The organism is Nonomuraea sp. NPDC049625, from assembly GCF_040675285.1.
Classification (GTDB): domain Bacteria; phylum Actinomycetota; class Actinomycetes; order Streptosporangiales; family Streptosporangiaceae; genus Nonomuraea; species Nonomuraea angiospora_A.
Genome location: NZ_JBFAOQ010000038.1, coordinates 40,701 through 53,311, shown reverse-complemented (window position 1 = coordinate 53,311; position 12,611 = coordinate 40,701). Strand labels below are relative to the sequence as shown.

The 12,611-nt window shown below is 73.4% G+C and carries 9 protein-coding genes and 2 riboswitches; of the genes, 6 read left to right on the top strand and 3 right to left on the bottom strand.

Annotated features, from left to right (window positions below; genetic code table 11):
• Positions 1–322: 322 nt before the first annotated feature.
• Entirely contained in the window at positions 323–3,112 is a 2,790-nt protein-coding gene (locus AB0J87_RS63015; RefSeq protein ID WP_363985448.1) for a BTAD domain-containing putative transcriptional regulator, read from the top strand.
• Here AB0J87_RS63015 and tenA read toward each other — a convergent pair.
• The 3 genes from tenA to AB0J87_RS63000 form a co-directional block, all read right to left on the bottom strand.
• Positions 3,093–3,800: a thiaminase II gene (gene tenA / locus AB0J87_RS63010; RefSeq protein ID WP_350742943.1), complete on the bottom strand. Its 708-nt coding sequence runs from the start codon at positions 3,798–3,800 to the stop codon at positions 3,093–3,095. The two genes, AB0J87_RS63015 and tenA, sit on opposite strands and share 20 nt — an antisense overlap.
• Positions 3,792–3,887: riboswitch (TPP riboswitch) on the bottom strand. Its footprint overlaps the gene before it by 9 nt.
• Positions 3,888–3,916: 29 nt before the next feature.
• Entirely contained in the window at positions 3,917–6,031 is a 2,115-nt protein-coding gene (locus tag AB0J87_RS63005; protein ID WP_363985445.1) for a hypothetical protein, read from the bottom strand.
• Positions 6,032–6,211: 180 nt separating this feature from the next.
• Entirely contained in the window at positions 6,212–7,456 is a 1,245-nt protein-coding gene (locus AB0J87_RS63000) for an MFS transporter (protein WP_363985443.1), read from the bottom strand.
• Positions 7,457–7,515: 59 nt separating this feature from the next.
• Here AB0J87_RS63000 and AB0J87_RS62995 point away from each other — a divergent pair, with 59 nt between their 5' ends.
• The 5 genes from AB0J87_RS62995 (at position 7,516) to AB0J87_RS62975 (ending at position 12,597) form a co-directional block, all read left to right on the top strand.
• A complete protein-coding gene (locus tag AB0J87_RS62995) occupies positions 7,516–8,490 on the top strand; it encodes a helix-turn-helix domain-containing protein (RefSeq protein WP_363985441.1) in 975 nt (324 codons plus the stop codon).
• Positions 8,491–8,574: 84 nt separating this feature from the next.
• Positions 8,575–8,695: riboswitch (SAM riboswitch) on the top strand.
• 54 nt (positions 8,696–8,749) lie between these two features.
• A complete protein-coding gene (locus AB0J87_RS62990) occupies positions 8,750–9,856 on the top strand; it encodes an extracellular solute-binding protein (RefSeq protein WP_363985439.1) in 1,107 nt (368 codons plus the stop codon).
• The gene (locus AB0J87_RS62985; protein ID WP_363985437.1) at positions 9,835–10,950 is read left to right on the top strand and encodes an ABC transporter ATP-binding protein; all 1,116 of its coding nucleotides are present in this window, start codon (positions 9,835–9,837) and stop codon (positions 10,948–10,950) included. The genes AB0J87_RS62990 and AB0J87_RS62985 overlap by 22 nt, the downstream gene beginning before the upstream one ends.
• Positions 10,947–11,804, top strand: coding sequence for an ABC transporter permease (locus AB0J87_RS62980; protein ID WP_363985435.1), 858 nt, complete (start codon positions 10,947–10,949; stop codon positions 11,802–11,804). The genes AB0J87_RS62985 and AB0J87_RS62980 overlap by 4 nt, the downstream gene beginning before the upstream one ends.
• Positions 11,797–12,597: an ABC transporter permease gene (locus AB0J87_RS62975; protein WP_363985433.1), complete on the top strand. Its 801-nt coding sequence runs from the start codon at positions 11,797–11,799 to the stop codon at positions 12,595–12,597. The genes AB0J87_RS62980 and AB0J87_RS62975 overlap by 8 nt, the downstream gene beginning before the upstream one ends.
• Positions 12,598–12,611 lie beyond the last annotated feature (14 nt).

Genomic DNA, 12,611 nt, shown 5'->3' with positions numbered 1-12,611 from the left:
GCCGTCGCGATCGGGCCCGTCGTGAGGCTGAAGAGCAGGGCGAGCCCGGCCGTAAGCACCCCTCTGGTTCTCATGCGGATACCTTTCTGCGCGCAGCGAGGGGCGATGCCCGCCGGAGCCGCGAATCTTGTCCGTTAGATCTTCCGAAGCGCTCTTGCTGGGGATCAAGATTGCGAGTCCGGCATACAAAGAACATCCAAAATCGGTATAAAGGCCCTTCCAGCTTGAACGCTTCACCAACGGACGCCCTCGCACGGCGCCCAGCTCAGGAGAACGCGCGGTCATGGTGGTTGAACAGCCCGTATTCAGTGTTCTTGGGCCGTTGCAGGTCCGGGTCCCGGAAGGACCCCTACGCATCGCGGGCAGGAAGCCCAGGCTCCTGCTCGCCTCGCTGTTGCTGGAGGCCAACGAGGTGGTCAGCTCGGAGGCGCTCGTCGAGGTGCTGTGGCCCCGGACGCAGCCGTCGTCGGCCGTGGCCAACCTGCGCACGTACGTGAGCACGCTGCGCTCGGCCGGCGTCCAGATCGAGGCCCGGCCCTCCGGTTACGTGATGCAGCTCGACACGGGGCGGCTGGACGCCCTGGAGTTCGAGGACCTGGTGGCCAGGGCGCGGGCGGCGGGGCGTACCGAGGAGGCGGCGGAGCACTTACGCCGGGCGCTGGCGTTGTGGCGCGGCACCCCGCTCGGCGACCTGCCCGCCAGCGCGCTGTGGGACGGGCGGCTGCGCGCGCTCACCCAGGCCCGGCTGGCCGCGGTCGAGGAGCTGGTGGCGCTGAAGCTGGCCCGAGGCGAGCACGCCGCCGCGATCGACGACCTGCGCGACCTGATCGGCGAGCACCCCTACCGCGAGGACCTGTGGCAGCAGCTGATCCTCGCCCTGCACCACAGCGGCCGGCGGGCCGAGGCCCTGAACGCCTACGCCACGATCAGACGGCAGCTCGTGGACGAGCTGGGCATCGAGCCGGGGCAGGACTTACGTGACGTGCACGCGTCCGTGCTGGCGGGCGACGCCCCGCCCGCGCCCGTCGCGGCGGCGCCCCACCAGCTCCCCGCGGACGTGCCGGACTTCACCGGCAGGGCGCAGGACGTCGCGGCCGTGACGCGCGCCCTGTCCCCCGAGGCCCACCGGCCGGACGGGCCGCCCGCGATCGCCGTGGTGACCGGACCGCCGGGGGTGGGCAAGTCCGCGCTGGCCGTGCACTGCGCCCACGCGTTACGGGCGGGCTACCCCGCCGGCCAGCTCTACCTGTGCCTGGGCGGCACCGACTCCGAACCCGCCGACCCGCTCGCCCTCCTGGCCGAGGCGCTGCGCGCGCTGGGCGTCGCGGAGCCGGCCCTGCCGCCGACCGTGCGCGAGCGGGCCTCGCTCTACCGCTCCCTGCTGTCCGAACGCCCGATGCTGGTCCTCCTCGACGACGCCGCCGACACCGCCCAGGTACGCGCCCTGCTCCCCGGCAGCGGCAGCGCGGTGCTCGTCACGAGCCGCCGGCGGATCGCCGAGCTGCCCGGCGCGCTCCAGCTCGAACTCGACGTGCTGCCGCCCGGGGAGGCCGAGGAGCTCCTGGGCCGGATCGTCGGCCCCGAACGGGTGGCCGAGGAGCGCGAGGCCGCCCGGGCGATCGTGCGCTCCTGCGGCCACTTACCGCTGGCCGTCCGCGTGGCCGGGGCCCGGCTGTCCGGACGGCCCGGCTGGTCGCTGGGCGTGCTGCGGCAGCGGCTGGAGGACGAGGCCGGCCGCCTCGACGAGTTACGCGCCGGCGACCTGGAGGTACGCGGCTCGTTCGAGCTCAGCTACCGGCGGCTGTCCGACGACGCCGCCCTGGCCTTCCGCGCGATCGGCCTGCTCGGCGAGCGGTCCGTACCCGGCTGGGTGGCCGACGCCGTGCTCGACCGGCCCCGGGCCGACGCCGTCGTGGACACCCTGGTGGACGCGAACCTCCTGCGGCTGGCCGGCACCGACCACGTCGGCCAGCCCCGCTACCGGCTCCACGACCTGATCCGCTGCGCCGCCAAGGAGAAGGCGGGCGGCGACACCGAACGGCACGCGCTGGCCCGGGTGCTCGGCGGCTGGCTGACCGCCGCCGAGCACGCCTCCCTGCGGCTGCCCACCACTCTCTTCGGGCTGACGTCCGACCTCGCGCCCCGCTGGAGCCTGGAACGGGAGACCCTCGGCCGCCTGACCGCCCAGCCGCTGTCGTGGTTCGACGCCGAGCGGGAGTCCCTGGTCGAGGCCGTACAGCTGGCCGCCGGCGCGGGCCTGGCCCAGTCCGCGTGGGGGCTGGCCGCCACCCTGGTCCCGTACTTCGACCTGCACTGCCTGCTGGACGAGTGGCAGCTGACGCACCGCCTCGCCCTCGACAGCGCCCGCGCGGCCGGCGACCGCCTCGGGGAGGCCGCCATGCTGCGCGGCCTGGCCCAGGTCTGCCTCTACCAGGACCGGTACGCCGAGGCCGAGGACATGTTCAGGCGGGCCCGCGCCATCTTCCACGAGCTGGGCGACACGCGGAGCGAGGCCATCTCGATCTGCGGGCTGGCGGCGGTCAGCCAGTTCTCCAACCGGCATCTCAAGGCGCTCGCGTCCTTCCGGCAGGCGCTGGCCATGTTCCTGGCCATCGGCGACCGCAGCGGCGAGGCGTACGCTCGGCAGGCGATCGGGCGCGTCTACCTGTCGCTGCGGGACCTGCAGCAGGCGTCCCGGTGGCTGGGGGACGCGCTGCGGCTGGCCGAGGAGCTCGGCGACGCCCACCGCGAGGGCTGCGTGTCGATGCAGCTCGGCCGCATGTACGACCTGTTCGCCCAGTCGGACCGGGCCATGCGCTACCAGGGGCACGCGCTGGGCATCTTCGAGGCGCTCGGCGACCGCCACTGCGGCGCGTACGCGATGCGGAACCTGGGCGGGCTCCAGGTGGCCAGGGGCGACCGTTCGGACGGCTCCGACCAGTTGGAGCGCTCCCTGGTGATCTTCCAGCAACTGGGGGATCGCAGCGGGGAGGCGGACACGTACCAGACGCTCGGCGAGCTGTACCGTTCGTCCGGCCGCACCGCGCTGGCCACCCATTACCTGCACCAGGCCCGTGAGCTGCGCAGGGAGCTCAGCGAGTCGTTCGCGTGAGCTGCGGCCGGAGCCATTGTCCCGTGGGCCAGGTCTCCAGGCGCCAGGCGCTGTCCCAGAACATCCACTCGTACTCGGTGGCCCGGCAGAACGCCTCGTCCATCGCCCGGCGCGTCTCGGGGTCGGCGCTCTCGGCCAGCCGGTCGGTGATGGCCTTGGCCTGCTCCACCGAGGCGGCGAAGGCGGGGTCGGAGTAGGTGCCGATCCAGGTCCGGTACGGGTGGTCGGCCGCGCCCGCCGTACGTTCGAGCAGTGCCGCGCCGACGTCCTGGTAGACCCAGAAGCACGGCAGCACGGCGGCGGCGAGCACGGGCAACGGGGCGGCCAGGGCCGTGGCCTGGAGGTAGGAGGAGTAGGCCAGGCAGGTCGGCGAGGTGGCGACGGCCGCCGTCTCGCCGGCCGTCAGCCCGAACTCCTCCAGGTAGCCGGTGTGCAGGGCCCGCTCGACGACGAGCGCCGTGTGCGCGCTCTGCGCGAAGAACGCGGCGTCGGCCGGAGAGCCGGCGCGGGCCGAGGCGGTCGCGAGGACCTTGGCGTAGGCCACCAGGTAGCGCCCGTCCTGGACCAGGTAGAACGCGAATCGCTCGCGGTCGAGGGTGCCGTCGCCGAGCGCGGCGTTGAACGGGTGGTCGTGGATCGCCTCGAGCAGCGTGGCCGTGCGCGCCCAGATCTTCTCACAGAAGGTCACCGATGACGTCCCTTCGCTAGTGCGAACTAGATCAGGTTCGACGGGTGTGATCTCAGCCCGGCAGCCCGGGCACCCCGCGTCACGGCCAACGCTAGCAGAGGCCCGGCCCGGTCGTGTCAGGCGGGGATCAGCTCGTGCAGCGTGCCGGGGGTGTAGACCCGCGCCCCCTCCGGGAGGCCGGCCGGCGCCTCCAGCCCGATGTAGGTGGTGGGCCCGGCCGGCGTGCTCTTCGCGCGCAGCAGGTCGGCCAGGTAGCGGACGCGCAGGAAGTCGCGTTCGACGATGGAGCGCACCAGCAGGGAGGCGCTGACGCGGTTGCCCTCCACCTGGTTGAAGCCGGGGTGGCCCTTCAGGTAGAGGTGCAGCCACTTCACCAGCCAGCCGCCGTCGGCGCCGCGCAGGAAGACGAGCGGCAGGGCGATCCGGCCGGAACCGCGCAGGTCCGACTTCATGCGCACGGTACGCGGCTCGAACGGCCTGCCTTCCTGCGCGGCGTCCCTGGTCATGTAGCCGAAGAACGCCTCGGCGGCCTCGTCGAACGCTTCCCCGTCGTAGATGTTCACCTGCGGGATGATGATCGGCTGGGTCGCGGCGGCGAGCCGGATGTCGATGAACTCGGACGCGCCCTCGGGCGCCTCGGTGAGGTCGCCGGAGTACCGGGCGAAGTCGTTGGTGTAGTTCGTCCAGGAAATGTGCGTCGGGTCGTCGTAGGAGGCGTCCAGCATGAGCGCGGACAGGTCGTAGTCGGTGCGCTGCCGGGCCTCGCGCCAGTGGACGAAGAACCTGAGCAGTTCGCCGTCCACCGCCGACACCGAGCCCCGGGGCAGCATGCCGAGCCCGGGCACGACGGCCTTGCCGGACAGCGGCAGGGCGACGTCGAGCACGTCGGGGTCGACGATCAGCTCGCCGGGGTCGGGGAGGCGACGGGCGATCTCCTCGTCCAGGATGGCCAGCGCCCGTGCCAGGGCCTCCTCCTCCAGCGGCGAGCGGGAGTCGGGGGCCGCCCACGCCCTGCCCTGCCGGTTGACGAAGACGCGGCCCGCGACGGGGGCGAGCCGGTTCTGCAGATGCTCCCGCAGCGACAGCAGGACGCGGCCGGAGGCGCCCGAGGCGGCCCCTTCCGCGGCGTCCAGCACGGCCGACGTGGACAGGCCGGTCCGCAGCAGGTGGTCGAGGCGGCGCAGCAGCGCGCCAGGGGCCTGCTCCAGCAGCTTCACCGCCTCGGCGGTGCGGCCCGCCGACAGGGCGGCCTCGACCCGGCCGTCCAGGCTCGGGGCCGGGCGCGTGCCCCTGGCGGTTTCGAAGACGGCCCGGGCGCGCGGGAACTGCGGGTACTCGTGGGGGTGCAGCCGTTCGCCGAGCCGCTTCCACTCCTCCCGGTGGCGCGGCACGTCGCCGAGCCTGGCCGGGGAGGCGACCGCGTCCAGGGCTCCCAGCAGGGCGCGGCGCTCGGCCCGGCGGAACGAGCGGAACCTGGTGGGCTCGGCCAGCGTGACATCGCCGCCGGAGCAGCCGCAGGCGAGCCGGAGCACGTCGGTCACGGTGTCGACCAGCAGCGGGCGGCCCTCGGCCAGCCGGACCTCGTTGACGATCGCGCGGTTCTCGCGCACGGGGACGCGCTCGGGCTCGTCGGCGCAGAACCCGGCCAGCAGGCGCAGCGCGGCCAGGTCCTCGGCGGCCAGGGGCACCTCGGAGCCCGCCAGCGAGAGGTAGAGCTCCCGCGCCTCCGACTCCAGGCTCCCGCCCAGCTCCAGCACGGTCACCCGGTCCCCGGCCAGCGGGATCAGCTCGGCGTGCGCGGCCAGCAGGTCGGCGTAGGTGTGCTGGTAACGGCCGTAGCCGGGCAGGGAGAGCAGGTTGAGCGCCGAGGTCTCGACGCGGGCGGCGGCGACCGGGTCGAGCAGGGCCTCGCGCAGCAGCCCGGCCCAGAACTCCAGGGTGTCGGGCACGTTCCTGGGGAAGTCGAGGAAGTACGCGTTGTGCCGGACGTGGTCACCCACGAGCGTGCGGACGGCGGCCAGAATGCGGACGCCGAGGTCGACCACGGTCTCGCCGCGCAGCCCGGACAGTCGCTCGAGCAGCGCGGCCGAGCACGTGAAGCCGACGCTGAGCAGCGCCGCGTCGAGCTGGCGGGCGGCGGTCTCTCCCCAGCCGGACCCGGATCCGGCGGGCGCGGCGCCGATGGGGACGCGCAGCCGCCGGGCGATGACGAGGCTTTCCAGAGTGTCCACGAACGGCACCATATAGCCGGGACACGCCCGATCGCGGACGGTTTTCCGCGCCCGCGCCGAGGATGCGGCCGGTCAACGGCAAGGGCCCACCGCGAGCTCGGCGGCCGGTCAACGGCGAGGGCCCGCCGCACGCTCAGCGGCCGGTCAGAGGTGAGGGGCCGCTGCACGCTCAGCGGCCGGTCAGAGGTGAGGGGCCGCTTCGCGCGTACCGCCCGGGGCCAGCACGCCCGCCAGCGCCAGCGCGACCAGGACCCCGGCACCGCCCGCCACCGCGATCGCGGGCCCGGGGGCGATCACCTCTCCGAGCGCCCCGACCAGCGCCGCCCCGGCCGCCTGCCCCGTCATCAGCCCGGACGACTGCAGCCCGAACGCCTGCCCCCGCACCTCCTCGGGCACCGACTCGACGAACCGCCGCTGCAACCCCAGCTGGTACGACAGCCCCGCGGTCGCCACCGCGGCCAGCACGGCGGCCCACGCCATCCCCGGCCCGAGCGCGAACCCCACCCACGGCACGCCGAGCAGCACCGCCAGCGGAAACGACAGCCGCTCGCGCAGCCCCGGCGCGGCGAACCTGCCCACCGCGAACTCCCCCACCGCCATCCCGACGGCCGCCGCCGCGAGCACCACCCCGGCCTGCCCCTGCCCGCCCAGATAGGGCACGACCATGGCCTCGGCCCCGGCCAGGAACACGCACGGCAGCCACCCCGCCAGCAGCAGCCCGCGCACCCGCCCGTCGGCCAGCAGCCGCCGGTTGACCCGCAGCGTCTGGCGCACCGTGCCCGCTCCCACCGTGCCCGCTCCCACCGTGCCCGCTCCCACCGTGCCCGCTCCCACCGTGCCTCGGGCGGGCCGGTACGGCAGTCCGGCCCGCAGCACCACGGCGGCCACCGCGGCCAGGCCCGCGGTCGTGGCCAGCGCCCCCGAGGGCCCGGCGATGGCCAGGAACGCGCCCCCGGCCGCCAGCCCGGCGATCTGCGCGCTCGCGGAGGCCACGTTCAGGACCGACCGACCGAGCACGAACGCGTCGCCGGGCAGCACGTCGGGCAGCATCGCCGCCCGCGCGGCGAAGAAGACCGGCGTGAACAGCCCAGTGACCAGCACCAGCGCCAGCATCGCCCAGACCGGCAGCTCCGCGAAGGCCAGCAGCAGACACGTCACCGCCCTGACCACCTCGCCGGTCACCATCAGCGCCCGCGGCGGCAACCGGTCGGCCAGCGAGAGCAGCAACAGCCCGCCCACGATGAACGGCAGCCAGCCGGCCATGTACGCGGCGGCCGACAGGCCGGCCGAGCCGGTCCGCGCATAGACCAGCACGGACAGGGCCAGCATCTTGATCGAGTCCCCGCCGACCAGCAGCGCGAAGCTGCCGAACAGGACCCGGAACTTCTTGACGGCGAACACCTCGCCGAACGTCGCCCCATTCACGTCCACGATGGTGCGGACCGGACCGGCGAGCCGGCGACTCTTTCGGATATAACCGAAAGGTGCCCGTAAGAATCGAGGTCACCCCGCAGGACCTGGTGGCCACCAGGTTCGCGATCTCGCCGCTGATCGAGACCATGCACGCGCAGTGGGTGCTGGCGGGCCGGCTGGAGGCGGGCGTGCACGGCCGGTGGGCCGCTCGGTGGCGGGGCACGTACCGCGAGCTCGAACGCGCGCACCCCGTGCTGCGGGCCGCGGACGCGATCAGCGGCAACCGGCGCGGCACGAACGTCGCCTTCATCGCCCCGCCGCCGACGGCGGTGGACGTGCCGTTCGAGGCGGAGCTGGCCGCCATGCGCAGGACGCCTATGGAGCAGGCGCACGCGGAGATCGCCCGGGCGCTCGCCGGGCGGCCGGCGGCGGGCGGGGTGAGGGAGCTGCTGGCGGGAGCGCGGGTGGTGGAGCGGTTCGCCGACGCGTACGAGGCGCTCTGGACGGAGATCGTCTCCCACGACTGGCCGCGCTTCCGCGCGATCCTGCAGCGCGACGTCGCCCATCGGGCGGGACGGCTGGCGGCCTACGGCTGGGCGGCGGCGCTGGAGGACCTCAGCCCGCAGGTCCACTGGCGACCCCGGGGGCAGATCGAGGTCGAGCTGACCAGCCTCCACGGGCTGCGCCGGCTCGGCGGCAAGGGGCTGCTCTTCCTGCCGTCGGCGTTCACGACCGGCGTCGGCGCCTATCTGGAGGACGCCTGGCCGTACGCGATGATCTACCCCGCGAGGGGCGCCGCGGCCGTGCCCGCCGCGGCCGACGCCGACCTGTCGGCCCTGATCGGCCGCAGCCGCGCCCGCATCCTCGCCGAGCTGGCCGAGCCCGCCACCACCACCCAGCTCGCGGCCCTGCTCGGGCAGAGCCTGGGCACCACCGGCGGCCATCTGGCGGCGCTGCGCAGGACGGGCCTGATCGCGGGCACCCGCGTCGGCCGCGGCGTCCTGTACGCGCGCACGCCCCTCGGCGACGCCCTGGTCAACGGCTGAGCACCCCCTCGCACAAAAGAGACAAAAGCCACTAACCATCACCCTGTGCCATATCCAGGTAAATCCTACTGATACAGTCGCTTATGTCACGAGTCCAGTGCGAAGCCCCGGCTTGCTGGACGGCAACCCTCCCACCGCGGCGGGGTGCCCCGGGTGATGACACGGTCGTCGAGCCGAATGGTGCTCCTGGCGGCAAGCGCGGATGTCGAGTCGTGCTGCCCTGTGCCCTTGGCCGGCTGCTCGAAAAGGAAAGGGAAAGATGAAGGGCGGATTCACGCGCCTCGCGGGACTGGGCATGGTGGTCGCGCTGGCGGTCACGGCCTGCGGCGGCGTCGACACGGGTGGTTCCACCGGCGGCTCCACGGGCACCGGCGGCGCGGCGAAGCAGGAGCTCACGGTGACCGCGTTCGCGGGCGCGTGGGGAGAGCTGTTCAAGAAGTCGTTCGTGGAGCCGTTCGAACGCGACACCGGCGCCAAGGTGAACCTCGTCTACGGCGCGAACGCCGAATGGCTCACCAAGCTGCGCGCGGCCGGCGGCAAGAACCCGCCGTTCGACGTCATCGCGTTCACCCCGGACGCGTCGCTGCCCGCGGCCTCCGCCGGGCTGCTCCAGCCGCTGGCCACCGATGGGCTGGCGCACTTCAAGGAGCTGGACCCGGTGCTCGCCGGCAAGTCCGCGTACGACGGCAAGCAGTACGGAGTGCCGCTGACCACCGGCTCCACCGGCCTCCTCTACCGCACCGACAAGATCAAGACGCCGCCCGCGGACTGGGCGGACATCTTCGACAAGCAGTACTGCGGCCACGTCGCCCTCCCGCCGCTCACCTACAACCCCGGCCTGGAGTTCTTCTCGGCCCTGGTCACCTCCCAGGGCGGCACGCTGTCAGATCCGGCCGCCGTGGACAAGGCGTTCGACAAGCTCGCGACGCTGAAGGGCTGCGTGTCCTCCTTCCCCGCCAACGCGGGCAACGCCGCCACCGTCATCGAGAACGGCGACGCCTGGATCATGCCCTTCTGGGACGGCCGCGCCTTCGCCATGGCCCAGGCCGGCTCCCCGATCGGCTTCACCTACCCCAAGTCCGGCCCCGTCGGCGCGCTGACCTCGTACTTCATCGCCGCGGGAACGCAGAAGAGCGACCTGGCGAACAAGTTCCTCGACCACCTGACGGCCGCGCAGAACCAGAAGCCGTTCGCCGAGGGCACCTGGTACGCCGCGGGCAACGACTCGATCTCCTACAGCGAGCCGTTCGAGCAGAAGGTGAAGCACGGTCCCGACGTCTTCAAGAAGTTCATCTGGGTGGACTACGCGGTCGCCACCCCGAAGCTGAACGAATGGCAGCAGCGGTGGAACCAGATCTTCGGCTGACCCCGGAAGAAGGCGGCGGGCACGTCGAGATCGAGGGGCTCGCCGCCGGGTACGACGGCGCGCGCGTGCTCGACCTGGACCGGCTGTCGATCCGCAAGGGCGAGTTCCTGTCGATCCTCGGGCCCAGCGGCTGCGGCAAGACGACGCTGCTCAACTGCGTCGCCGGGTTCGTCCAGCCCACGGCCGGGCGGATCGTGATCGACGGCTCCGACGTGACCCGGCGGCCCCCGTACCGGCGGGGTCTGGGCATGGTGTTCCAGAACTACGCGCTCTTCCCGCACATGACCGTGGCCGACAACGTGGCGTACGGGCTGCGCGTGCGCCGGCTCGACCGGCGGGAGCGGGACGAGCGGGTGCGGGAGGCGCTGAGCCTGGTCGGCCTGGAGGGGTACGCCGGGCGGCGGCCCCGCCAGCTGTCCGGCGGGCAGCAGCAGCGGGTCGCCCTCGCCCGAGCCCTGGCCATCCGGCCCGCCGTGCTGCTGCTGGACGAGCCGCTGTCCAACCTGGACGCCAAGCTGCGCAGGGAGATGCGGGTGGAACTGCGCGCCATCCAGCGGCGCATCGGCACCACCATGGTCTTCGTCACGCACGACCAGGAGGAGGCGCTCGCGCTGTCGGACCGGGTGGCCGTCATGAACGGCGGCCGGGTCGAGCAGCTCGGCACCCCCGACGAGGTCTACCGGCGGCCGGCGACCCGGTTCGTCGCGCAGTTCATCGGCGCGGCCAACGTCCTGGAGGGCACGGTGACCGGCTCGGGCGCGCTCGACTCCGGCGGGATCGTCGTCGAGTGCGGCCCGCTGTCGCTGCGGCCGGGCGGGCGCGCCGTCGTCGCCGTCCGCCCCGAACGCATCCGCCTGACCACACCGGGCCCAGAGGCCGGCCCAGTGGCCGGCGGCGTGGCCGGGACGGTGGGGTATCGGGCCTTCGCCGGGGACGCCTGGCACGTGGAGGTGCGGCTGGCCGACGGACGCATCCTGAGCGTGCAGGTCGCCGACACCGGCGCGGGCGCCGAGGACCCGCCCGGCGCGGGCACGTCCGTGCTCGCGCACTGGGATCCGGCCGACGTCATCCTCCTGGAAACGGAGGCGCCGTGACACGCCGCTGGGCGGGCCTGCCGTACATCCTGCCGCTCGTGGCGTTCCTGGCCGCCCTGTTCCTGGTCCCCCTCGTAGGGCTGCTGCGGCTCAGCTTCAGCCCCGTCGACGCCTTCAACGCGGCGCTGCCCGGATTCACCTTCGGGCAGTACGCCCGGGTGTTCACCGAGCCGTACTTCTACGGCTCCCTGCTCCGGACCCTGGCCACCGCGCTCCTGGTGGCGGTGCTGTGCGTGGCGCTGGCGTACCCGGCCGCGTATTTCCTGGCCCGCCGGCGGCCCGGCGTCGTGCGGACCCTGCTGTTCGTCATCGTGATCTCGCCGCTGCTGACCAGCGTGGTCGTACGCACCTACGGATGGGTCGTGCTGCTGTCCGGCAACGGGCTCGTCAACCGGGCGCTCGTCGCCTCCGGGCTGCGTGACCAGCCCGCCCAGCTGCTCACCAGCTACCCGGCCGTCGTGGTCGCGGTGACGCACGTGCTGCTGCCGTTCGCGATCATCCCGCTCACGACGGCGCTCGGCGGGCTGGACCGCAACCTGCACCGGGCCTCGCAGACGCTCGGAGCCGGGCCGGTCAGGACGTTCCTGCGGGTCACGGTCCCGCTCAGCCTGCCCGGCGCGGTCACCGGCGCCCTCATCGTCTTCGCGCTGGCCATGGGCATCTACATCACGCCGCTGCTGGTCGGCGGGGTGACCCAGCCGCTGACCGGCATCCGGGTCTACGACCAGGTGACGACGGTGTTCGACTACCCGGTGGCGGCGGCGCTGAGCTTCGCGCTGCTCGCGCTGACGGTCGTGTCCACGGGGCTGCTGGCGGGCGTGTTCCGGATCTGGGAGAGGCGCCTTCATGGGTGAGCGGGGCTACGACAGGATCGTGCGGCTGGTGGCCGCGGCCCTGGCGGCGCTGGTGTTCCTGTTCCTGATCGCGCCGCTGGTCGTGCTGGTGACGAGCTCGTTCAACCGGGCGGGCTCGATGGCGTTCCCGCCGTCGGGGCTGTCGCTGCGCTGGTACGCCGAGGTGCTCGGCTCGCCCGACTGGCAGGTCTCGTTCCGGCTGAGCGGCCTGCTGGTGCTCCTGGTGGTGCCGACGACCGTGGTCATCGGGACGCTGGCGGCGTACGGGCTGACGCAGGGGTCGTTCCCCGGGCGGCGGCTGCTGCAGGGGTTCGCGCTGTCGCCGCTGATGGTCCCGGAGATCATCGTCGCGCTCGGCCTGCTCTACTACTTCCACGGCGTCGGCCTCGTCAACTCGGTGACCGGGCTGTGGCTGGCGCACTCGCTGGTGGCGCTGCCGTTCGTGGTGCGGGCGGTCATGGTGAGCGCCGCGCAGCTCGACCCGGCGCTGGAGCGGGCCGCCCTGAGCCTGGGCGCCGGGCGGGTCCGGGTGTTCCTCACGGTGACGCTGCCGCTGCTGCGGCCCGGCATCCTCGCGGGCGCGATCCTCGCCGCGGTCACCTCGCTCGGCGAGGTCGCCGTCACGGCCCTGGTGGCGGGCGCGAACACCACGACGGTGCCGCTGCGCATCTTCTCGGCCGTGCAGTACCAGCTCGACCCGTCGATGGCCGCGGTGTCCACGCTGCTCATGGCGGCGAGCGTGGTGGTGATGGTGGTCGCGGACCGATTCGCTCGCATTTCGGAGGCCCTGTGACAAGCCCTGTGACA